Source organism: Gordonia sp. 852002-50816_SCH5313054-c (assembly GCF_001665925.1).
GTDB lineage: Bacteria > Actinomycetota > Actinomycetes > Mycobacteriales > Mycobacteriaceae > Gordonia > Gordonia jacobaea.
Map to the genome: position 1 here is coordinate 75,363 of NZ_LZTE01000057.1, position 22,985 is coordinate 98,347.

The following is a 22,985-nucleotide window of genomic DNA, read 5'->3' on the forward strand; positions in this document are numbered from 1 at the left end:
GGGCGCGTCGGCGGACAAGCAGTTCCGCCGGCGCGCTACCGCTATGGCGTGAGTCGCTGTAGCCTCCTGTGCGATATGCGTCCTACTCGCGCCATCGCGCCCTTCGCCACAGACTTCGTCGTCCGCCGCGTGGTCGCGCTGATCGTCGCTGTGGCGAGGATTTCCACTGTGGTCGCGATCGTCGCTGTGGCCGGGATCGGTCCGGGCCTCGTCGCATCCCCCGCGTGGGCGGCGCCGACGCAGGCACAGTCTCAGGACACCTCGCCTGACACCGACCACTGCCCGCATCGGATCTCGCCGCCTGCCGCTGTCGACGAGTCGGAAGTCGTGGCTCCAGGCTCGACGACACCAGCCCCACTGCCGGTGCACAACCCACCCGTCGGCGGCGAAGCGTTGGGTGGGTGCGGCGTCGTCGCAGACTCGTCGGCGGGTCGTGTGCCGGAGCGGCTGACGTCGGCGGCCTGGCTGGTCGCCGATCTCGACAGCGGCGCTGTGATCGCGGCCAAAGACCCGCACGGTCGGTACCGCCCGGCGTCGACCATCAAGATCCTGCTCGCGCTCACCGCACTGCGCTCGGGGATCTCGCTCGACAAACCGGTCACCGCGACGGCAGACGACTGGAGCGCCGAGGGCGACTCCTGCGGGATGGGGCCGGGCGGCAAATACACCATGCGCGACATGATGATCGGGCTCCTCATGGTGTCCGGAAACGACTGCGCCCACGTCATCGCGCGAGACCTCGGCGGCGTCGACGCAACGCTGACCAAGATGAACCAGCTGGCCCACTCGCTGCAGGCGTATGACACCAGGGCGTCGACCCCGTCTGGTCTCGACTCCGCCGGAATGTCGACATCTCCATACGACCTCGCGGTGATCTTCCGTGCCGCCATGCAGAACTCGACGTTCCGCGAGATCATCGCCATGCCGAACCACCCGTTCCCCGGGTACCCGAAACGACCCGACGTTCCCGGCGACGTCGACCACCCCGGCTACCTGATGCAGACGTCGAATCATCTTCTGCTCGACGGCGATCCGGGTGTCCTCGGCGGCAAGACCGGCTATACCGACGACGCGCAGAAGACGTTCGTCGGAGCGGTCAAGAAGGACGGTCGTACCGTTCTGGTGGTTCAGATGTACGGCTTGTCGACCGCCGACGACAACTACTGGGATCAGGCACGCTCGCTCGTCGCCTACGGTGCGCACGCTCCACGCGAGGCGAAGGTGGGCGAACTCGTATCGACCTCAGACGACCACGCGACCACCTCTGACGACGCCCACGTCGCGGTTGCGACGACCGAAGCCGCAGCGTCGACTCCCCAGGGCGCGGCTCATCAGGAGTCGACGTCTGGATGGTCGGTGCGGATCCTCGTCGGACTCGTGGGGCTGCTGGCGGCGCTGCTCCTGCTACTGCTTGCGCTTCGCTTGATCCGACGCCGCTGACCGGCTCGCGGGTCCCGCGGGCGCACCTCAGGCCGTCGAGATCGACGGAGTCCCGCTCACCCATTTCCTTCCGGCTTATTGAATTCCATAAGCCGGAAGGAAACGGGTGAGCGTGTAGCTACGCAACAGGGCACTCGTCGGGTCAGCGTCGCCAGGACCGCGTCACGAGAGCCACCGCGGCGCCGATCGCCGCCGCCACGGCCAACGGTCCGGCCTTCGGCACAGGATCCACCTCGTAGACCGGACGCACGACGACGGTCGGCGGCTCGGGCTGTTCGGTGGGATCGACTACCTGGTAGGGCTCATTGGCACTGTCCGTGGCACACCACGCCGTGGCGTACAGAACGATTCGCGAGGCCAGGTAGCCGAAGACCATGATGCCCAGCAGTGGTCCGAACGCCGCGCCCGCCGGGCTGCCGAGCACCGATTTCAGGTAGATGCCCGCGACAGACTTGAGGATCTCGAAGATGATCGCGGTGAGCAGCGCCGCCTTGAGCACGTTGCGAAACGGCAACGGATGCAAGGGAAGTCGGGCAAAGATGAACACGAAGAGCAGCCAGGTCGCGACAAGGGATACCACGATGGCCACAGCCCGCACCACGACAGTCGAGCCGCTGAAGCCGTCGACGTGCGCCCACTCGAGGATCTTGTTGATCAACCCGCTGTTGCCCAGGGCGGTGAGGCCGAGCGTGAACAGGAAGGCGAGACCCAGCAACACGAAGATCACGAGGTCGCTGATCTTCGACTTGACCGCATTGCGGTTGACCCTGCCGCCGAACATCTCGGTCATTCCCACGCGCACGCCGGAGATCCACCCGATACCGGTCAGGCCCGCACCGATCAGACCGATGATGCCGACGGTCGCGCGTGATTCGATGGCCGAGTCGATCGCGCTCTCGAGCGTCGTGCCGAGTTCGCCGGGCATGGCCTTGACGATCTGGTCCTTGATGCTGTCGAGCCACTCCGGGTGGGCCGCGAGGACAAAACCGCCGATCGAGAAGGCGACCATGATGATCGGCACGATCGAGAGGATTCCGGTGAAGGTGATACTCGCGGCGTAGAGGTTGCCGCGACGATCGTTGTATCGCTGCACCGTGCGCAAGATGTGGTCGAGCCAGCCCCACCGCTCCCGGGCCGATTCGAACTCGTCCTTGCCGCGCACGACAAGCGCTTTGCCCGAATCGATCACCGAAGCCATAGACCCTCGTTTCCCCTTCGGTCGGTGCAGTCCCTACTCACCGTGTCTACCGGAAGCGAGTGCTGCGGGTCAGGATTTGGTAGCTGACACGCTCGGCGCCAGGAACCCCACCTTGTCGTAGACATCGCGCAGCGTCGCAGACGCCACCGAGCGTGCTCGCGCTGCACCGTCGGCGAGGATGCCGTCGAGGTAGGCAGGATCGGCGAGATACTCGTCGACGCGTCCGCGCAGCGGGGTCACGAAGTCGCTGAGGACGTGGGCTGTCTCGACCTTCAGGTCGCCATATCCCTTGCCCTCGTACTTGGCGACGAGATCGGCGACTTCCACCCCGGACAACGCCGACTGGATGGTGAGCAGATTCGAGACTCCCGGCTTGTTCTCGGGATCGAACGCCACCTCGCTGCCCGTGTCGGTGACCGCCGACCGGATCTTCTTGGCGGACCGTTTCGGGTCGTCGAGAAGATTGATCAATCCCTTGTCGGTCTCGGCCGACTTGCTCATCTTGGCCGTCGGGTTCTGCAGGTCGTAGATCTTCGCGAACTCCTTGACGATGTACGCCTGCGGCACAGTGAACGCCTTGCCGAAACGCTTGTTGAATCGCTGCGCCAGATCCCGGGTCAGCTCGAGGTGCTGACGTTGGTCTTCGCCGACGGGTACCTGGTCGACCTGGAACGCGAGGATGTCGGCGGCCATCAGGATCGGATAGGTGAACAACCCCACGCTCGACGACTCGACACCCTGCTTGGCGGCCTTGTCCTTGAACTGCGTCATCCGGCTCGCCTCGCCGAATCCGGTGATGCAGTTGAGAACCCAGGTGAGCTGCGCGATCTCGGGAACATGCGACTGGACATACACGGTCGAGCGAGCGGGATCGACGCCGACGGCGAGCAACTGTGCCACCGACATGCGTGTGCGGTCGGCGAGCACCGACGGGTCGAACTGCACGGTCAGCGCGTGCATGTCCGGGATGAAGTAGAAGGCGTCGAACTCGTCCTGCAGCTCGACCCACTGACGCACCGCACCCAGATAGTTCCCGAGGTGGAAGGAATCGCTGGTCGGTTGGATACCCGACAACACCCGCCGCCGCGTACCCGACGCAGGTGATTTCTCGACGTCGCTCATGGTTTCCAGTCTCTCAGACGGCAGCACTTCATTATTTGGAGGTGCTATCTGCAGGGCGCTACTTGGCGGTCACTCGAACACGACGGTGACCGGCGCGTGATCAGACCACCGGCGGTCGTAGGTGTCGGCGCGGTCGACGAACGCTTTGACGGTGCGCACCGCCATTGCCTTGTTGGCGAGGTGATAGTCGATCCGCCAGCCGGAGTCGTTGTCGAACGCCTTTCCGCGCCACGACCACCACGAGTACGGCCCGTCGGTGTCGGGGTGGAGCTCACGCATCACGTCAGACCATCCTGACTCCAGCAATCCACCGACCCACTCCCGCTCGTGCGGGAGGAACCCCGGGCTGCGCAGGTTGCCTTTCCAGTTCTTGATGTCGTGCTCGGAGTGCGCGATGTTCCAATCACCGCCGATCACCACCGGACGTCGTTTCCGTGCCAACGAGGCGAGGTGCGCACTGAAGCCGTCGAGGAATCGCTTCTTCTCGGCGAACTTCTCCGCGTCCTTCTCCGACGAGCCGGCCGTCGGGGCTGCGGCACCCTTGGGCAGATAGAGGCTTGCGACGGTGACGGCTCCACCCTCGGTATCGAGGTCTGCTTCGAGATACCTTCCCGTGGAATCGAATTCGTCGCTGGAGAATCCGACGCGCACTGCCGTCGGCTCGACTTTGCTGAGCACCCCGACGCCCGCGTGTCCCTTGACGACCGACTCCGTCATCGACAGGTGCCATCCGTCGTCGAGCAGGGGTTCGAGGACTTCCCTGGCTTGCTCTTCGTTGGCGCGGATCTCCTGCAGGAGGACGACGTCGGTTCCGGCTGAGCGCAGCCACGGAACGAATCCGGGATTGTTCTCCGAGCGCACCTTGGTGGCCGCTCGGACGCCGTTCACATTCACGGTGGTGATCGCAGTTGGCACGGTTCGCCACATTACGGCGAGCCACCGACAACGACGCCGCGGACCCCGTTGCCTGCCAATCCGGACCGAGTCCAAAAGGTAAGGCAAACCTTGCGATCGTCAAGGTTTTATGTAAACCTTGCCTAACAGAATGCGAGGTGCGAGATGTTCGTGTGTATTTGCCGGGCCGTCACGGTGGACGAGGTCCACGAGCACTGCGACGCCGGAGCCAGAACTCCCGACGCCGTCAGTGAGCGCTGCGGCGCAGGCGAAGGCTGCGGAACCTGCATCGAACGACTCACCCAGATCGTCGCCTCGCGCACCGCAGGAAGGGTCGCCACAACTAGCGCAGCCTAGCCTGACCTGCAGAAACACCCCGTGCGGATATTCCCCACGGGGCCTTTTGGCGTGCTAGGTTCACTGTCACAATCAGTCCGAACCGGAGGTATGCCATGCGTGGAGACGATGAGGTCATCGCTCTACTCAACGAGCAGTTGACCAGTGAACTCACCGCCATCAACCAGTACTTCCTGCACTCGAAAATGCAGGACAACTGGGGCTTGACCGAACTCGCCTCGAAGACGAGGGCCGAATCGATCGAAGAGATGACCCACGCGGAGATCCTCACCGATCGCATCCTCTTCCTGGAAGGTCTGCCCAACTATCAGAAGCTGCTGCCGCTCCGCATCGGCCAGACTCTCCGTGAGCAGTTCGAGTCCGACCTCGCGATCGAGATCGAGGTGGTCAACCGCCTGAAGCCGGGCATCGTGCTGTGCCGCGAGAAGCAGGACATCACGACAGCCAAGATCTTCGAGGAGATCCTCAAGGACGAGGAGCACCACATCGACTATCTGGAGACGCAGCTCGAGCTGATCGAGAAGCTCGGTGAGCCGCTCTACCTGTCGAAGACGATCGCTACGCCCCCCGACGTGGGCTGAACCAGCCACTCACTCCGACTCGGCCCCGGCACCAGCAGGTGTCGGGGTCGCTGTTGTTGATGTGGTTGTTGTCGATGTGGCTGTTGTCGATGTGGCTGTGTGCCGGGCAGCCGAGCGTCGGGCAACAGCCAACGCCACACCCAGTACGACGATGCCGGCAACCGCGAGTCCTGCCCCGAGGACCGACGGCGCTCGGTACCCGAATCCCGCGGCGATCACCACGCCACCGAGCCACGCACCGAGTGCGTTCGCAATGTTGAGTGCTGAATGGTTGAGCGCCGCGGCCAGCGTCTGAGCGTCTTCGGCCACGTCCATGAGACGCGTTTGCAGTGCGGGCACCATCGCCGTCGCACTGACCCCGACGAGGAAGGTCAGCGGAACGGCCGCCCACGGCGACGCGACGAATGCGGCAAACAATCCGAGCACCACCGCTGTCGCGACGAGTCCCACGAAAATTGCGCGCGGCACGCTCGAATCAGCGGCGGCACCGCCGACCAGGTTGCCGACCACCATGCCGACGCCGAAGACCATCAACACCACCGGAACCCATCCGACCGAGATACCCGTGAGGCTTGTCAGCGCCGTGTTGAGATACGTGTAGAACGCGAACATGCCGCCGAACCCGACGACGCCGATCGCCAGCGTCAACCACACCTGAGGCCTGGTGAGGGCGCCGAGTTCGGTCATCGGATTGGTGACGGCCATGTCGTCGAGTGCGGGCAACGTGACGAACAGCGCACCGATCGTCACGATGCCGATGATCACCACGACCACGAAAGCTGCTCTCCAGCCGAGGCTTTCGCCGAGCCAGGTCGCCAACGGCACACCGAGGACATTGGCGACAGACAACCCGAGGAGAACGAGACCGACCGCCTTGGCACGGTTGCGAGGTCCGGCCAGGTGCGCAGCGACGAGGGCCGCGACACCGAAATACGCGCCATGCGGGAGTCCCGCCACGAATCTCGCGACCATGAGCGTTCCGAAGTTCGGCGCCAGCACGGTCGCGGCATTGCCGACCGTGAATGCGACCATCAGTGCGATCAACAGCGTGCGGCGAGACATCCGCGCGGTCAGCGCTGCGATGAGCGGCGCGCCGACAACCACCCCGAGTGCGTAGGCCGAGACAACATAGCCCGCCGTCGGCTCGGAGACATGCACCGAGGACGCGATGTTTGGCAACAAGCCCATCGCGACGAACTCCGTGGTGCCGATCCCGAAACCGCCCAGCGCCATCGCCAGCATGGCGAACCGACGAGTGGCGTCGGAGTGGACGACATTCCTGTTCGTCCCGGGTCCATTCGTCCCGGGCCCAGTCGTCTCCGTCGTGGTGGTTGAGGACATTCCCGCTGCAACGAGCACCCCGGTCGGCGTGATTCCGCCGTCGACGGTGAATTCGTTCACACCCGCCCGGCGCGGGGCCGGAGTCAGGCAGCTGGTGCGCCCTCCGCCGCTGGTTTCGGTGTCACGCTCTCCGGCGACGATGCACGCGGCGTCGACGCACCGGGTGTCGACTCGTCAGATGTCGACGTGTCGGCTGTTGGCTTGTCGGGTGTTGACGTGTCGGGTGTTGGCTGGGGCGCCGACGACTCTGGTGCAGGCGCCTGCGCGTCACTGGGATTCTCGCTCGGCTGTGACGACTCCCCGCCCGGGTGCGGTTGGGGTTGCGGCGAGTCGCTGACAGTCGGAGGCGTCGACCCGGCTCCGGTGCCCGTCCCGTCAGCTGCGCCGTCGCCACCAACGCCGGCCGAATCGTCGACGACTTTTCCGCCAGAGGGACCCTCAGTGCCGGTGGCGCCCTCATCCCCGGTGCTGACCCCAGCTCCGGTGGTGCCGAGCCCTTCGTGGTCACCGACGTTCTTCTCCGTGACCACGGTCCCCGAGGCTTCGGCGATCTTCTCCGATGCCGACAGCGCCATCAGCGACTCGGTGTGGCTGGTCGTCGTCGACGGAGAGCGCAGCGACGCGAGCCACTCTTCGAACGCGACAAGCGACGGTCGGTACGCGGGTCCGGGAATGCCTGTGACATCGCGGCCGGTCAGTGTGTAGGCCCAGAACTTTCCGAAGTTCAGCGGCATCGCCGCGATGCTCCTGACGCTGGTCCTCAACGCGTCGACGCCCTGCCCCCAGAGCACCGGATTCCATGTGAACAATCCTCGTGCCATGTCCTGGAACGTGTAGACGTCGGTGAGTACACCGCCGTAGCCGAGTTGGGGCAACTGCGGGAACCAACCCATGGCCCACCGGATCGGCGGCTGGAAGTCGGCCAGTGTGATGCCGAGGATGTCCGGGAACTTCCACCGCTTGCTCACGAGGTCGGGCACGGTCCAGCCGAGACCGAGTTTGTCGACGAACTGCTGGGTGAGGACCCACGCCGACGACGGCACGACGAGCTGACACGTACTGACCTGGCCAGTGGTGTTGTCGCAGTGCAACGGCTTGACTCCCCATGCGTCCCACAGGGCCCCGTTGGTCGCTGCCAAATACATGTAGAGCGGGTACAGACCATGCTTGACCCAGTAACCCGCGAAGCCATCGAGGGCACCGAGCGGATCGTGGAGCGGATCGGGCAGGTCGCAGATCGGATCGCCCGTGAAGCACACGGAGGTCACCGGAATTCCGCCGAAGTCGTCGACGCCGCGTCCGCCCGCCATGGTCAGTCCGGGGATAACGCCGATCAGAACGCGTTCGATGCCCTGTCCGTAGAGAGTTCCTGCCTGCCGCGGATCGGAGTAGAGCAGTCCGGAGACTTTGGTCGGTGAGATCTCGTGGCCAGAAGTATTGCCGGTGCCGATGCCGGTGAGTACGTCGCCGGCGATTCCCGCGCCCTGCGAGTACCCGACGATCACGACCGGATAGCCCTGACACTGCGCCTGATAGCTCGCCACTGTCGACATCGTTGCCGCGACGCCCTGCGACTGACTGTCGTCGAAGCCGAAGGCACCCAACGGCCAAATCGACGCCGGATACTCGACGCGCTCGACGGTGTAGCCGGCGTACTGCGGCTGACGCGTGACGCCGTCGAGCAGATGTGCCTGGGGATCCCACGTACCGCCGACGAAGACGAGTGCGCCGTTGCCGCAATCGGCGCTGGCCTCGGCTCGCGCGACACCCGCGCCGGAAGTCTGGCCTATCGCGAGGAGAACCGCTGCGACTGCGGCGAGTCCGAGTGTGCTCGCCGCCCTGATCGATCGCCTGAAACCGAAGTGACCACCCATGCGTTCTCCACCAATCCGGCCGGTTCTGCCGTGTCATCGCGACGTGGTCGGAATCCGAGTTTGCCGACCCCTCGCGAATGATCGGATCGTAGAAGTTTGTGACCCACGCCACGGCAGAAACCGACGATCGCGCGGCGAACCGTCGATAAAGAACGTCAAATTCGACTGTTCGGACTACACGAGAAGGCATTCTTCGGGGCCATTCGCCGCCGACGAGCACCGCGGCCGCAACGACGCCTTGTCCAGCCCAAGAACCAGCCTGCGTCGGAGGGTTCTCACTTCATTTCGACCGTGTTATATCCTTGACGCCAGGTCATGAGTATCAGCGCAAAGCCCCGGCTCGCTGATCGGCAACCCTCCAACCGCGGTGGGGTGCTCCGGGTGATGACCGGGTTGTGGGACCCCGCTCCTCGATGATCTCCATCGAAGATGGTTTCGGGTCCCCGGCAAGCGCGGGTCCGAAGGTCGGACCCCAACAGGGTCGTCGTGCCCTGCCGACCGTAGAAAGTGACGCATATTCAATGTCTGACGTCGACGTCGACCAGAACCCAGCCGACAACTGGAGTTTCGAGACCAAGCAGATCCACGCGGGCCAGTCAGCCGACGCGGCAACCAACGCCCGCGCGCTACCGATTTACCAGACCACGTCGTACACCTTCAACGACACCACCCATGCCGCGAACCTGTTCGGTCTTGCCGAGCCGGGCAACATCTACACGCGGCTGATGAATCCGACGCAGGATGTCGTCGAACAGCGTCTTGCCGCCCTCGAGGGCGGCGTCGCGGCGCTGCTCGTCGCTTCGGGCCAGGCTGCGGAGACGTACTCGATCCTCAACATCGTCGAAAACGGCGGGCACGTCGTGTCGAGTCCTCGGCTCTACGGCGGAACGTACAACCTGTTCCACTACACGCTGCCCAAGTTCGGCATCGAGGTCACCTTCGTCGAGGATCCGGAGGATCTCGACTCCTGGCAGGCCGCCGTACGCGACAACACCCGCGCGTTCTACGGCGAGTCGATCTCCAACCCGAACAACGAGATCCTCGACATCGAGGGCATCTCGGAGGTTGCACACCGCAACGGCGTGCCGCTCATCGTCGACAACACCGTCGCCACCCCGTACCTGCTCAACCCGCTCGCGCATGGCGCCGACATCGTCGTGCACTCGGCCACCAAGTACATCGGTGGGCACGGAACCGCGATCGGCGGCGTGATCATCGACGGCGGCACCTTCGACTGGCGTGTCCAGCGCGACGGGAAAGACCTGTTCCCCGGTTTCACCACGCCCGATCCGAGCTACCACGGTGCCGTCTTCGCCGATCTCGGCGCTCCCGCGTACGCGCTCAAGGCACGCGTGCAGTTGCTCCGAGACACCGGTGCAGCCATCTCGCCGTTCAACGCATTCCTGCTCGCCCAGGGTCTCGAGACCTTGAGCCTGAGGGTCGAGCGTCACGTCGCCAACGCGCAGCGCGTCGCCGAGTACCTCAACGACAACCCGCAGGTCGAAGAGGTCTACTACGCCGGCCTTTCGTCGTCGCCCTGGTACAAGCGTGGCCAGGAGCTCGCGCCGAAGGGCCAAGGTGCGGTCATCGGCTTCGAGATCGCAGGCGGCGTCGACGCGGGCAAGCGGTTCGTCGAGGCGCTCACGCTGCACAGCCACGTCGCCAACATCGGTGATGTGCGCTCGCTGGTGATCCACCCCGCATCGACCACCCACAGCCAGCTGACCCCCGAGGAGCAACTCGCCGCGGGTGTCACCCCCGGCCTCGTCCGCCTCGCGGTGGGCATCGAGGGAATCGACGACATTCTCGCCGACCTCGACCGGGGTTTCGAAGCAGCCAAGTAAACATTTCAGAGCAAGGAGCGAGGACACCTGTGTCGGTGAGCATCGACCCGCAGACGGATACAGAGCAACGGCCGGACCGGGAGAACGCCCCGGACGGCCAGATGCTCAGCGCCCGTCTCGGGTCGATCTCACTCGACAACGGTGAGCAGATCGACGACGTGACCCTCGCTTTTCAGCGGTGGGGAAAATTGTCACCTACCCGCGACAACGTCATCCTCACGCTGCACGCCCTGACCGGCGACTCACACGTCACCGGACCCGCCGATGCCGCTCACCCCTCCCCCGGCTGGTGGGACGGTCTGATCGGTCCCGGCGCGGCAGTCGACACCGACGAATGGTGCGTCATCTCGGCGAACGTGCTCGGCGGATGCCGCGGGTCGACCGGGCCCGCATCGCTGGACTCCACAGGCCGACCGTGGGGTTCGAGCTTCCCGCAACTCACCGTGCTCGATCAGGTCCGCGCCGAAGTCGCGCTGATGGATCATCTGGGCATCGAGAGTATCGGTGCGGTCGTGGGCGGCTCGATGGGCGGCGCACGGGCACTCGAGTGGATCATCGAGTATCCCGAGCGGGTTCGAAGCGCACTCGTGCTCGCCGTCGGCGCTCGTGCGACAGCCGACCAGATCGGCACGCAGACAACGCAAATCGCGGCCATCACGTCCGATCCGGCGTGGCACGGCGGCGACTATCACGGCACCGGCGAGTCGCCGACGACCGGAATGGGAATCGCTCGCCGGATCGCACACCTGACCTACCGCAGCGAACCGGAGCTCGACGAACGCTTCGCGAATGACGCTCAGGGCCAAGAGAATCCGCTCACCGGCGGACGTTACGCCGTGCAGAGCTACCTCGAGCACCAGGCGGGCAAACTCGTCGAGCGCTTCGATCCGGGCAGCTACGTCATTCTCAGCGAAGTACTCAACCACCACGACGTCGGGCGCGATCGCGGTGGCGTGACGGCAGCACTCAACGCCTGCGACGTTCCGGTGATCGTTGGCGGTATCGACTCGGATCGCCTGTACCCCTTGCGGTTACAGGTCGAGCTCGCCGAGGAACTCGGCAATTGCGTCGGAGGCCTACAGGTGGTGCAGTCCGACAACGGACACGACGGATTCCTCACCGAATTCGACGCCATCGGCGATCTACTCAAGCGCACAGTCGATCTCGCGCGTCGCTGAACGTTCGGGTACCTCAGGGCGTTCAGGTACCTCAGGGCGGGGGCAGCAGTCCGCCGGGAACCGGTGTCGTTGTGGTCGTGGTGGCAGGCGCCTGCCTGCCCGTGCCGGTACCACGCTGGTTATTCGACTGGGACGCATTGCCATTCGAACCAGCTTCCCCGGAGGGTTGCTGATTGTCCGGAGTGGGTGTCTGCTCGCCGGGAGCGGGCTCCCTCGACGGCGGAGCAAACTCCGGCGGTAGCAGATTCGGCGGAATCGTGATCCCCGGCGGCAGCGGCAAGGTGGGACGACTGGTCTCGGCGCTGGGTGGCCGCGTAGTCGTCGACGGCGTACTCGGACGCGCGGAGAGTGTGAGCGTCGACGGCGACGGCGTGGTCGGCGGCAGTTGCGTTGTCGCCCAACCGGGTCCGTCGTCCTCCCGGGCTGTGCGCGGAGCTTCGGCCGGCGTCGACGTGAGTTGCGTCGGTTCCTGTCTCGTCTCCGAGGGGACGACATCGGCTTCGTCGGATGCGGTCGACATCGACGCGACTCGAGCACTCGAAGGCGATGGGATGTCGGTGGTATTCCCGGTGAGGGTCGACCCCACCGCGTACACCGTGAACATCGCTGCCGCGATGACCACGGCGGCGACAGCAATCGGCAGCGGCGAAAGCACTCCCCTGCGCCTCCCGCCTCCCATAAAGGTCAGGCGACTCGGTGCCGCCGCCTGCTCGGACGAGAGCATCGCGGCACCCACAGCGGCGGTCTGTTCCGGGTTCGTCGGGACGATGACCTCGATGAGGCCGCCATCGGCATCCTCTTCGGGCACCATGTCGGCGATGGTCGGCAGGTTCGCCAGGCCACCGACAAGGACAATGGCGCACGCCGAATGCGTTGCGAGGTAACGGCTCAGCTCTTCCCGAGCGTCGAGCAGGAACGGACGAACCGCTGCGGCGAGCGTTGCATCGCCGATCCGGAACCGGCCGGCGGCGTCGGCTGTGCCGTGCTCGCCCGACTCCTCCTTGGCAGTTCGGACGGCGCTACGCAACGCGTTGCGACTGAGCTTGCTCGAGAACGAACCACTCACGGCGCCCGCGTCGATCACTTCGCGGACGATCGCGTCGTCGAGGGCGCGACCCGACAGCGCGCGCGAGTGTGTGATGTCGCCGATCGCTCCGGTCGAGGGATCGACGGTGTAGAGGGTCATGCCGGTGTCGCCGCAGTCGACGACGACCACCGATCGATACCGCCCGATCTGACCCGTTTCGGTCAGGCAGGCCGCCACGGCCTCCTCGACGGAGACGAGGTGGATCTGTCGGCGCGGACCCGATCCTGTCGAACCGACGAGTTCACGCCCCAGGTCGCCGCCTGCCGCGACGCCGATCGGTCCGACACGTCGGTCGGCACCTCGCGCGGCGTCGAGCATGAGGTCGATGCCTGCGTTGACCCTGCCCGCGGTGTCGTGGCCATCGCTGGGATCGACGTCGATCACTCGCGACTCCACGAGTTCGCGTCCCGATCCGTCACGGGTGAGCAGGACAAAGTGGATCATGCCCTGACCCAACGAAACACCCATCGACGTCGTCTCGTCGTGGGTGGAGCGATCCTGTGGTCTATCCAGCGTCGAAGAGATTGGTTGCCTGCCCGTTTGTCGCCGTTCGTCGGTCGTTGCGACGTGCTCACGCACCTTCGCAGCGCACCACTACTCGGTCAGTGCGCGCGCCCGGAACCTGAGGATCCGAAGGGTCGCAGAGACTGATCAGACAGGTGTCGGATCAGCTCACGTCACGGGACACTTTACCGAAGCATGCGCCATATTGTAATCAATCCGTGCCCAAAGGATCTATTGACGCAGCTAGCCATAACATGAGGCTTCCGACACTGGCAAGGGATATAACGTCGAAGAATCTTCCTCTGACCTGCAGCAATCCGACTCGTGACGTTGGCAACACCGCACGCATGAGCGCGCCTAGGAGCAAAGCCGTTCCGAAGACGAACGAACCGCGTCGCCACCGGTCGAACAACACCAGCGCCGCTCCGGCGATCACGCCCAGCATCACCAGGAGATAGGGAATCTGCGCGATGTAGGCGCGGACCCGACGGGCGTGGCGAAGCTGCCGCACCCGCGCATCCGTCGCGGAGTTCACCGGCCGGAACCCCCGGCGACACTCACTCCGGCTGCGAGATCTGCCTCTGCGCGCTCAACCACGTTGACGAGCAGGAACGCGCGCGTCAGTGGTCCGACGCCACCCGGATTCGGCGACACATATCCCGCGACGTCCCAGACGTCAGGGGCGACGTCGCCGACCAGCCCGTCCTCGGTGCGGCTGACGCCGACATCGATGACAGCGGCGCCCGGCTTGACCATGTCTCCGGTGACCAGATGCGGCACACCTGCCGCTGCGATGACAATGTTGGCACGCTTGATCTCTGCGGCGAGGTCGCGGGTTCCGGTGTGACACAGCGTCACCGTCGCGTTCTCGCTGCGCCGCGTGAGCAGCAGCCCGATCGGGCGACCGATCGTCACACCACGGCCGACGACGGTGACGCGCGCACCGTTGATCGGGATGTCGTACCGACGCAGCAGGTGGATCACTCCGCGCGGCGTGCACGGGAGCGTCGACTCCTTGCCGAGGACGAGTCGTCCGAGGTTGATCGGGTGCAGACCGTCGGCGTCCTTGGCGGGATCGATCCGCTCGAGCGCGGCGTTCTCGTCGAGGTGTCGCGGCAGCGGGAGTTGCACGATGTAGCCGGTACAGCCGGGGTCGGCGTTGAGCTCGTCGATGGCCGCGTTGAGGTCTTCTGTGGTGGCGTCCGCGGGGAGATCCTTGCGGATCGACGCGATACCGATCTTGGCGCAGTCGGAATGCTTGCCCTTGACGTAGGACTGCGAACCCGGGTCGTCGCCGACGAGGATCGTGCCGAGACCCGGCATCACGCCGGCCATCCGCAGCTTGTCGACGCGTTCACGGAGATCGGCGAAGATCTCGTCGCGGGTCAGCTTGCCGTCGAGTCGTATCGCGCTCACCCGTCCATTGTTCCATCCTGCGCGACGTGCGGTGTCAGGTGTCGGGTGTCAATAGTTTGGGAAGTCGGGGTCGAGGATGCGCCGCGACGCCCGAGTACCGTGCTGCCATGTCCACGAATGCTGCCTGCCCGGTCACCGTCGCCGACGTCAGAAGGGCGCGGGGCCGCATCGCCACGCACGTTCGACGCACTCCGGTGCTGCGCGCCGAGATCGACACTGTCAACGGGCGCGTGCCGGTGGTCTTCAAGCTCGAGTACCTGCAACTCGGCGGTTCGTTCAAAGCCCGCGGGAGCGTGAATGCCGTAATGGCCGCACGCGAGGCGGGGAACCTCTCGGAGAGCGGCGTCGTCGTGGCGTCCGGCGGAAACGCCGCGATCGGCGCAGCGCACGCGGCACGCATCGTCGGCACACGGTGCACCGTCGTCGTACCCGAGAACGCCCCACCGGTGAAAGTGGCGGCGCTACGGGATCTGGGAGCCGAGGTTCGGCTGCACGGCTCGAAATATCACGACGCCGCCGAGTTCGCGGATGCTCTCGCCACGGAGACCGGTGCGCTGCTGCTGCACGCATACGACCTCCCCGACGTCGTCGCGGGCGCCGGAACCATCGCCCTCGAGTTGGCCGCCGACGTTCCAGGGCCACAGACCGTCGTCGCGTGCGTGGGAGGCGGCGGACTGCTCGGGGGTCTCGCAGCGGCCCAGCGTCCCGGCGATCGTCTCGTCGGCGCGGAGCCCACCGGAGCGTCGAGTCTGCATCAGGCGATAGCGGCGGGCGGGCCGGTATCCGTCGAACTCGACAGCATCGCCGCGGACTCGTTGGGCGCCACAAGGATCGGCGACATCTGCTGGTCGACCATTGCCGACAAGGCAGTCGAGAGCGTCGTCGTCTCCGACGACGAGATCATCGCCGCGCGTCGCATGTTGTGGGAGCAGTTCCGGATCGTCGTCGAGCACGGCACCGCCACCGCAGTCGCGGCAGTCGCCGCGGGGCTGGTGACGCCGGCCCCCGACTCGACGCTCTGCGTGCTGCTGTGCGGAGCCAACACCCGACTCGACGACCTCTGAGCCGACTGTGCGCTCCCTCGCGTCGAGTGGGCGTCCCCTCATGTCGACTGGGTGCTCCCTCGCGTCGACTGTGCGTCGACCGCCCCCGGCGGGGCGTCGGATCACGCTCTGCACAATGGACCCCATGTTCCGCATCATGTTCTATCAGCCGTGCATCCCGCCCAACACGGGTAACGCGATCCGGCTGGCTGCCAACACCGGCAGCGAACTCCATCTGATCGAGCCGCTCGGTTTCTCGATGTCCGACGCTCAGGTGAAACGAGCTGGCCTCGACTACCACGAGATGGCGAACGTGACCGTCCACCCGAACCTCGTCACAGCGTTCACCGAGCTGAAACCGCAACGCGTCTTCGCATTTACCGCGCATGCATCGCGCTATCACACCGACGTCGACTATCGCCCCGGCGACGTACTGCTGTTCGGCCCGGAACCCACCGGACTCCCCGATGACGTGCTCGCCGAACCCGAGATCACCGACCGGCTTCGTATCCCGATGCTCGCCGGGCGCCGCTCACACAACCTGGCGAATGCCGCGAGCATCGTCGTGTACGAGGCGTGGCGACAGAACGGATTCGACGGCGCGGTGTGACGAAATTTCCTGCGCACTAACGGGACTGGCGCACAGTCGGCGCCACGAAGCGCACAGTGGACGCTATGCGGGACCCACTCGATGGAATCGCGTCCGCTCGGCAGACGGACGGACCACCCGCCTAGCCCACGCGGAAGCGCTTGGTGCGCGCTGTCGCTCCCCCGATGAGCGCCACCTTCGACTTCGGCACGCCAAGATGCTTTGCGAGCAGTTCGGCGACCGCCTTGTTCGCCTTACCCTCGGTGGCGGGCTCGCGCACGTAGATGGTGATGGAACCGTCCGGCCCGGTCTCGACGAGCGGCCCCTTGCGACTGCTCGGTTTTGCCGTGACGATCACCTGTTTCGCCATCTGTTCCTCTCCCCGCTGTCGTTGTGCGCGAATGCTTCCGCGCAGTTGTCAGTGCAAATCTCACATCAGTGCACACTTCAGATCAGTGCACATGTCACGTCAGTGCCAATCCCGTGAGCGGGTACCCACTCGAAGATCCATCCGCTGCAACCGATCTGCAACCACCGTCACCGCGCCCTCTGCATTCTGCACTCTGCCGCGTACCAGCAGCGCCGATGCCGAGTGTGCCAGCTCGCGATACCGCGACCACAGCCCGACCGAACACACCACGTTGACCATTCCGGTCTCGTCTTCGAGGTTGATGAACGTCACGCCGGATGCTGTCGCCGGACGCTGCCGGTGGGTGACAGCCCCTCCGACGATGACACGTGACCCATCCGGCACAGACAATAGCGCCTCTGCGGGCAGGACACCTATCGCAGTCAACCGCGGACGCAGGAACTGCGTCGGATAGTTCGACGGCGTGATCCCCGTCGCCCAGGCATCTGTGGCGGCCAGCTCGACATCCGACAATCCCGGCAGCGTCGGTACCTGCGCAGATGACTCCAACTCGAGATGCTCGACGCTCGCGGTGGCCGCGGCGCCCGCCTCCCACAACGCTTGTCGTCGACTCATGCCGAAACACTCGAACGCACCAGCACCCGCCAGCCCCTCGAGGTGCGCGAGGTTGAGATCGGCTCGCCGCGACAGGTCGGTGATGCTCGTATACGGACCGTCGACTCCCCTGGATTCGACGATGCGCGCCGCGACGTCGTCTCCGACCCCGCGTATCGACGCCAATCCGAGCCGCACGTCGAGTCCGTCGTTCTCCAACGTCGCCTCGGCCAGCGACGCGTTGATGTGCGGTCGGTGCACGTCGACGCCGTGTCGGCGGGCGTCGGCTACCAACGACTGCGGCGAGTAGAAGCCCATGGGCTGTGCACGCAGCAATGCGGCGCAGAAGGCGGCCGGATGGTGCAGCTTGAACCACGACGAGTAGAAGACCAACGATGCGAAACTCTGCGAATGACTTTCGGGGAAGCCGAAATTGGCGAAGGCTGCCATCTTCTCGTAGATCCGGTCGGCGATGTCGCCGGTGATGCCATGCGAGCGCTGCATGCCCTCGTAGAAGCGTCGACGGAGCTGGTGCATACGCTCCGGTGATCGCTTCGACCCCATGGCCCGACGGAGCTGATCCGCCTCGGCGGCGTCGAATCCGGCAACGTCGACGGCCAACTGCATGAGCTGCTCCTGGAACAGCGGTACACCGAGCGTTCGCTTGAGCGCTGGCCACATCGACGGATGTTCGACGGTCGGCTCCTCCTGGCCGTTGCGTCGCCGGATGAACGGGTGCACCGATCCGCCCTGGATCGGTCCCGGACGGATCAGTGCGACCTCGACGACCAGATCGTAGAAGCAGCGCGGCTTCAGTCGCGGGAGGGTCGCCATCTGCGCTCGCGATTCCACCTGGAAAACCCCGACAGAGTCTGCGCGACACAGCATCTCGTACACCGCGTGCTCGGTGAGGTCGAGTTTGGCGAGGTCGACATGGATGTTCTTGTGTTCGGCGACCAGATCGATCGCGTAGTGCAGCGCCGAGAGCATCCCGAGGCCGAGTAGGTCGAACTTGACCAAACCGATTGCGGCACAATCATCTTTGTCCCACTGCAACACACTACGGTTCTCCATCCGCGCCCACTCAGTCGGACAGACATCGGCGATGGGACGATCACAGATCACCATTCCGCCGGAGTGGATGCCGAGATGCCTTGGCATGTTGGCGATTTCGCCAGCGAGGTCAAGTACGTCGTCGGGCGCGGTGTCGGGCATCTTGCTCCAGGCGTCTTGCTGACCGCTGGCGTAGCCGAGTGCCCGCGCCATGTCGCGCACCGACGATCGACCCCGATAGGTGATCACGTTGGCGACCTGTGCGCTGTACTCGCGGCCATACCGTCGGTACACGTACTGGATCGCCTCCTCACGACGGTCCGATTCGATGTCGACGTCGATGTCCGGTGGCCCGTCACGCTCGGGCGAGAGGAACCTCTCGAACAGCAACTCGTTGGCCACCGGGTCGACGTTGGTGATACCCAACGCGTAACACACCGCGGAGTTGGCAGCACTCCCCCGACCTTGGCACAGGATGTCGTTGCGTTTACAGAAGTCGACGATGTCGGCGACGACGAGAAAATAGCCGGGGAAGGTGAGCGTCTCGACGATCGCCAGCTCGTGCTCGATCTGCCGGTAGGCCGCCGGATGCTCGGCTGGTGTCCCATAGCGGCGTCGTGCGCGGGTCATGGTGAGATGCCGTAGCCAACTGGACTCCGTGTGCCCGGCAGGCACGTCGAACGGCGGCAACTGCGGCGCGATCAATCCGAGCGAGAAGGCGCAGTCGTCGGCGAGGTCTGCCGCGGTGGCGATGGCGTCGGGGTGCGCGGGCAGCAGGCGCATCATCTCGTCGCCGCTGCGCAGATGCGCACCGCCGACCCCCGGCATCCAGCCCGCGATGGTCTCGATGTCGGTGCGGGCACGGACCGCCGCCATCGCCAGTGCGAGGCGTCGACGACGCGGCCCCGCGAAGTGCGCCCCCGACGTCGCGACGGTCGGCAGGCCGAATCGCCGCGCGAGGTCGGCGAGCACCGCGTTGCGCTCGTCGTCGTCGGGCAGACCCTGAGCGGTGAGTTCGACGACGACGTCGTCGCGTCCGAACCGCTCGACCATTCCACCGAGAGCGGCCTCGGCAGCACCGATACCCGCACGATCCAACGCGCGCCGAACCGCGCCCTTGCGACAGCCCGTCAGGATCACCCAGTGGCCTGCGTCGCGGGTCAGCCGGTCGACGTCGTAGCGCAGCAGCCCCTTCTCACCACCGGACATGTGGGCGTCGGCGATGATTCGTGACAACCTCCGATAGCCCTCACTGTCACGCGCGAGGACCAGCAGATGCTCACCGGCCGGATCGGTCACCCCGGTGCGGGTCACGTCCGGCTCGAGGGAGAGTTCGGCACCGAACACCGTCGGCATCGCGAATTCCTTTGCGGCCTCGGCGAATCGGACCACGCCGTAGAAACCGTCATGGTCGGTGATCGACAGACCGGTCAGGTCGAGTCGGGCCGCCTCCTCCACCATCTCCTCGGGCATCGACGCCCCGTCGAGGAAACTGTAGGAACTGTGCGCATGCAGTTCCGCATAGCGCACAGACGATCGCTCACGAGACACCTCCGGCGCCGTGTAGGCGCCACGTTTGCGCGACCACGCGGGGCTGTCGTTGCCGTCGCCCGTCTGCTCGGGACCGAAGAACTCCCCGGGACGACCGCCATCGGGCGAGCGCCCCGACAGCACCCGCTCCATCTCCCGCCACGTCGGCGGGCCCTGGTTCCAGCCCACTCAGCCAGTATAGAACACCTGTTCGACAGACGATGGGTGGCGGGCTGCCCCGCTCGCCTCGCCGACGACAATCCCCGCCACCCGACTGTGAATGTGTGTCGAACTGAAGGATGTGGGTGCTGCAGCACCCACATCCTTCGATTGGACCCACATCCTCGCCTCAGCTCGACGGCGCTCGGCACCCGCGCCCGTACCGGCGACACCGCGCCATCAGTCGGCCGACACCGCCCGCGGGATTCGACGATCCGCCACGGTCATGGCGATCAGCGCCGCCCCGATCACCACGATGGCCCACCCCGCGACGTGGAGTCCGCCATCGGTGGCGCGGGCGCCGAAGGCGATACCGATGAGGCTCGACGAGAAGATCGCCCCGAAGTACATGAACGTCCGGTACAGCCCGGATGCCACACCGATCGACTCCGGCGGACTCTGCGTGTAGAGCGTCGCCTGATTTGCATAACCGCTCAGTCCGTTGGCGACGCCGAACAGGAACGTCATCGCGAGCAGGATCCACAACCCGGACGAGTGATGGATCGCGACTGCGGTCACGCCCGCACCGACGAAGCAGAAACCCGTGAGGATCAACGGGATTCGTACCCAGCCGTGCGTCGAATTCACCCGCGCGCACACCACGCTCAGCGCCGAGTAAGGGATGAGGATGAGCCCGACCTGCGCCGCGGTGTATCCCGCGGACTGCTCCATCCACTGGCTGATGCCGTACATCGCCGTGTACGAGCCGAGCCCTGCCAGCATCTGGCGCAGGTAGGTGCGCACCAACGGGGAGTTGGCCGCGAGCATCCGCACATCAATGAGGGGTTGTGTCGCGCGCAGTTCCCAGAGCACCAGGAGCAACCCCGCTACGACGATCACCGCCAGCAGCCACCACTTCGGTGAACCGAGCGCGGCGAGGAACTCGAGCGTCGCGATCACGGTCACCGCGAAGAGCGCCACCCCGACGACGTCGACCACGCGGACGAGGCCACCGAAGCCGCCCACCTGCACCGGACCGTCACGAGGGATGCTGCGCAGCGCCCACGCGAGGGTGATCAGCGCGATCGGAATATTGACGAAAAACACTGCCCGCCAGCCGAACACACCGGTCAGCACACCACCGAGCGGCAGTCCGATCACCGCGATCACCTGGGCGGCGATCGAGAACCCGCCGAGCACGCGACTCGGCACTCCCGTTCCGAATGAGTCGGCACGAGACCGCACGAGCGCCATCGCCGTCGGATACGCCGCAGAGGTGCCGATGCCGATCAGGGCACGCGAGAGCATCAGGCACCAGAACGCCGGCGCGGCGGCACCGATGACACCGGCGATCAGCAGAATGACCAGCCCTGAGACGAAGACGCGACGAGGACCGAATACCGTCGCGAGCTTGCCCATTGTCGGTTGCGCCACTGCGCTGCACAGGTAGAGCACCGAGATCAGAATCGTCGTCTGGGCCGGACCCCGATGAAAGTCGACGCCGATCCCGACGTCCGCGGTGGCGATCATGGAACTGTTGATCGGGTTGAGTGTCGACCCCATCAACAGTGGCCCGGTGAACCGCCAGCCGAACGGATTGCGCTGTGCCACACCGGCGTCGCCGGTGGCCACGGCGCTCACTGAGCTGTGGCGTCGAGGAGTTCGAGAAGCTCTGCGGTCGAACCTGTCTCGGCGATCTGGGGAAACACCTCGCGCACGCTGTGCGCGTGACGCTCCCCGTCGGAATCGGTCATCGAGTCGGTCGGCAACGTCACGTTGAACCCCGCTTCGTGTGCGTCACGGGCCGTCGATTCGACACCTGCGCCACTGGCGATCCCGACGACGGCGACCTGGGTGACGCCCCTGGAACGCAACTCCTCCAGGAGGCCGGTATGCACTGCGCGAATGTTTGGTCACCACCAGATCGTCAGGCTGGGGGGCGAATTCGTCGATGAGCTCGGTCCACTCCGTCGGCAATTGCGGCCTCGCCGATCCAGAGTTGCGGTCCGTCCGGCCGGGCGGCACGGCGTCGACGTTGACCATCACCACGAGGTGGCCGTACTTGCGGAATCTGTCGACCAATTGTCCTGCGCGGTCGACGATTTCCGACGCCGGGTACGGTGCGAGATTGTCGCGCAACGCGATTCCACGTTGCATGTCGATGACGATCAGTGCGACCCGCGGGTCGAGAGCTGTCATTGCCATGGATTCCTCCTTGATCGAAGCGACTATCAGGACTCCGCCACACGGCGGAGAAGCTCTGTTGCGGTGGCGATCTGCGCCCGTTCCTCGTCGGTGAGAACCTGCCCGAGCCGATCAGCGAGCCAGTCCTCGCGAGCCAATCGTCCACGCGCGTAGGTCTCGCGGGCCTTATCCGAGAGATCAAGGAGCGTCTTTCGACGATCGTTCGGATGAGGCGTCCCGACGATGAGTCCCTGCTCGAGCAGTGCCGCAACCGTCGTCGACATCGACTGCGGGCGAACACCTTCGGCCCGGGCGAGGTCGTTCGCCGTCGACGGTCCCCCACGTTCGAGCCTGCCGAGCACGTTGGTCTGCGACCGCGTGAGATCCCCGATCGGGCCCTGCGCGCGAAGTCGACGATTGAGCGCCGCAAGCACGGGGCGCAGGGTCGCGGCGATCTCGGCGGCACTTTCAGACATATTATGAGTCTAGCAAATAATCAGCTAACTGATAAGTTGACTGATTGAAAAGGACATTGCCGACAACTTGTCCTGTCTCTTATACACATCCGAGCCCACGAGACCGATCAGTATCGCGTATGCCGTGTTGTGCTTGAAAAAAAAAAAGGCT

19 protein-coding genes, 1 pseudogene and 1 riboswitch are annotated in these 22,985 nt (G+C 65.3%); of the genes and pseudogenes, 7 read left to right on the forward strand and 13 right to left on the reverse strand.

Annotated features, from left to right (window positions below; translation table 11 throughout):
- The first annotated feature begins 75 nt into the window (after positions 1–75).
- Positions 76–1,440 (forward strand): D-alanyl-D-alanine carboxypeptidase family protein, encoded by a 1,365-nt coding sequence (locus tag A5788_RS13735; protein WP_156525525.1) that lies wholly within the window; start codon positions 76–78, stop codon positions 1,438–1,440.
- A 142-nt stretch (positions 1,441–1,582) separates the two neighbouring features.
- Here the strand turns inward: A5788_RS13735 and A5788_RS13740 are convergent, their stop codons facing one another.
- The 3 genes from A5788_RS13740 to A5788_RS13750 form a co-directional block, all read right to left on the reverse strand.
- Positions 1,583–2,638: a YhjD/YihY/BrkB family envelope integrity protein gene (locus A5788_RS13740; RefSeq protein WP_064870577.1), complete on the reverse strand. Its 1,056-nt coding sequence runs from the start codon at positions 2,636–2,638 to the stop codon at positions 1,583–1,585.
- 69 nt (positions 2,639–2,707) lie between these two features.
- Positions 2,708–3,760 (reverse strand): tryptophan--tRNA ligase, encoded by a 1,053-nt coding sequence (trpS, locus tag A5788_RS13745; RefSeq protein ID WP_064870578.1) that lies wholly within the window; start codon positions 3,758–3,760, stop codon positions 2,708–2,710.
- A gap of 69 nt (positions 3,761–3,829) precedes the next feature.
- Entirely contained in the window at positions 3,830–4,687 is an 858-nt protein-coding gene (locus A5788_RS13750; RefSeq protein WP_442902906.1) for an exodeoxyribonuclease III, read from the reverse strand.
- 132 nt (positions 4,688–4,819) lie between these two features.
- On the opposite strand from A5788_RS13750, the gene A5788_RS23560 reads away from it, so the two are divergent.
- Both A5788_RS23560 and bfr read left to right on the forward strand, forming a co-directional pair.
- Positions 4,820–5,011, forward strand: coding sequence for a (2Fe-2S)-binding protein (locus A5788_RS23560; protein ID WP_005207883.1), 192 nt, complete (start codon positions 4,820–4,822; stop codon positions 5,009–5,011).
- Between the two features lie 95 nt (positions 5,012–5,106).
- Complete coding sequence (bfr, locus tag A5788_RS13755; protein WP_049699585.1) at positions 5,107–5,592, forward strand: bacterioferritin; 486 nt, start codon at positions 5,107–5,109, stop codon at positions 5,590–5,592.
- 9 nt (positions 5,593–5,601) lie between these two features.
- Here bfr and A5788_RS13760 read toward each other — a convergent pair whose 3' ends face one another.
- Together A5788_RS13760 and A5788_RS13765 are read right to left on the reverse strand one after the other, a co-directional pair.
- Positions 5,602–6,933: an MFS transporter gene (locus A5788_RS13760; RefSeq protein ID WP_064870590.1), complete on the reverse strand. Its 1,332-nt coding sequence runs from the start codon at positions 6,931–6,933 to the stop codon at positions 5,602–5,604.
- A gap of 83 nt (positions 6,934–7,016) precedes the next feature.
- Entirely contained in the window at positions 7,017–8,807 is a 1,791-nt protein-coding gene (locus tag A5788_RS13765; RefSeq protein ID WP_064870579.1) for a cutinase family protein, read from the reverse strand.
- A gap of 311 nt (positions 8,808–9,118) precedes the next feature.
- Positions 9,119–9,266: riboswitch (SAM riboswitch) on the forward strand.
- 62 nt (positions 9,267–9,328) lie between these two features.
- Between A5788_RS13765 and A5788_RS13770 the strand changes: the two genes are divergently transcribed.
- Positions 9,329–10,651 carry a bifunctional o-acetylhomoserine/o-acetylserine sulfhydrylase gene (locus A5788_RS13770; RefSeq protein WP_064870580.1) on the forward strand — a complete coding sequence of 441 codons (1,323 nt, stop codon included), beginning with the start codon at positions 9,329–9,331 and terminating at the stop codon, positions 10,649–10,651.
- Positions 10,652–10,680: 29 nt separating this feature from the next.
- The gene (gene metX / locus A5788_RS13775; RefSeq protein WP_064870581.1) at positions 10,681–11,829 is read left to right on the forward strand and encodes a homoserine O-acetyltransferase MetX; all 1,149 of its coding nucleotides are present in this window, start codon (positions 10,681–10,683) and stop codon (positions 11,827–11,829) included.
- Positions 11,830–11,860: 31 nt separating this feature from the next.
- Here metX and A5788_RS13780 read toward each other — a convergent pair whose 3' ends face one another.
- From A5788_RS13780 to A5788_RS13790, 3 genes are all read right to left on the reverse strand, one after another.
- Entirely contained in the window at positions 11,861–13,384 is a 1,524-nt protein-coding gene (locus A5788_RS13780) for a hypothetical protein (RefSeq protein WP_064870582.1), read from the reverse strand.
- 247 nt (positions 13,385–13,631) lie between these two features.
- A complete protein-coding gene (locus A5788_RS13785; RefSeq protein ID WP_049699590.1) occupies positions 13,632–13,955 on the reverse strand; it encodes a DUF3017 domain-containing protein in 324 nt (107 codons plus the stop codon).
- A complete protein-coding gene (locus A5788_RS13790; protein ID WP_064870583.1) occupies positions 13,952–14,836 on the reverse strand; it encodes a bifunctional methylenetetrahydrofolate dehydrogenase/methenyltetrahydrofolate cyclohydrolase in 885 nt (294 codons plus the stop codon). Before A5788_RS13790 ends, A5788_RS13785 begins: the two co-directional genes overlap by 4 nt.
- Before the next feature lie 107 nt (positions 14,837–14,943).
- Between A5788_RS13790 and A5788_RS13795 the strand changes: the two genes are divergently transcribed.
- Both A5788_RS13795 and A5788_RS13800 read left to right on the forward strand, forming a co-directional pair.
- Complete coding sequence (locus tag A5788_RS13795; protein WP_064870584.1) at positions 14,944–15,900, forward strand: serine/threonine dehydratase; 957 nt, start codon at positions 14,944–14,946, stop codon at positions 15,898–15,900.
- Positions 15,901–16,024: 124 nt separating this feature from the next.
- Positions 16,025–16,489 carry a tRNA (cytidine(34)-2'-O)-methyltransferase gene (locus A5788_RS13800; protein WP_039856609.1) on the forward strand — a complete coding sequence of 155 codons (465 nt, stop codon included), beginning with the start codon at positions 16,025–16,027 and terminating at the stop codon, positions 16,487–16,489.
- 121 nt (positions 16,490–16,610) lie between these two features.
- Here A5788_RS13800 and A5788_RS13805 read toward each other — a convergent pair whose 3' ends face one another.
- The 5 genes and pseudogenes from A5788_RS13805 to A5788_RS13825 all read right to left on the reverse strand — a co-directional run bounded on the left by A5788_RS13805 (position 16,611) and on the right by A5788_RS13825 (position 22,834).
- Entirely contained in the window at positions 16,611–16,838 is a 228-nt protein-coding gene (locus A5788_RS13805; protein WP_005207899.1) for a DUF167 domain-containing protein, read from the reverse strand.
- A 99-nt stretch (positions 16,839–16,937) separates the two neighbouring features.
- Positions 16,938–20,204, reverse strand: a complete 3,267-nt coding sequence (locus tag A5788_RS13810; protein ID WP_064870585.1) for an error-prone DNA polymerase — start codon at positions 20,202–20,204, stop codon at positions 16,938–16,940.
- 210 nt (positions 20,205–20,414) lie between these two features.
- Positions 20,415–21,806, reverse strand: a complete 1,392-nt coding sequence (locus tag A5788_RS13815; protein ID WP_231894319.1) for an MFS transporter — start codon at positions 21,804–21,806, stop codon at positions 20,415–20,417.
- A 5-nt stretch (positions 21,807–21,811) separates the two neighbouring features.
- Positions 21,812–22,379, reverse strand: a pseudogene (locus tag A5788_RS13820) (cysteine hydrolase family protein).
- A gap of 26 nt (positions 22,380–22,405) precedes the next feature.
- Complete coding sequence (locus A5788_RS13825; protein ID WP_064870586.1) at positions 22,406–22,834, reverse strand: MarR family winged helix-turn-helix transcriptional regulator; 429 nt, start codon at positions 22,832–22,834, stop codon at positions 22,406–22,408.
- Positions 22,835–22,985 lie beyond the last annotated feature (151 nt).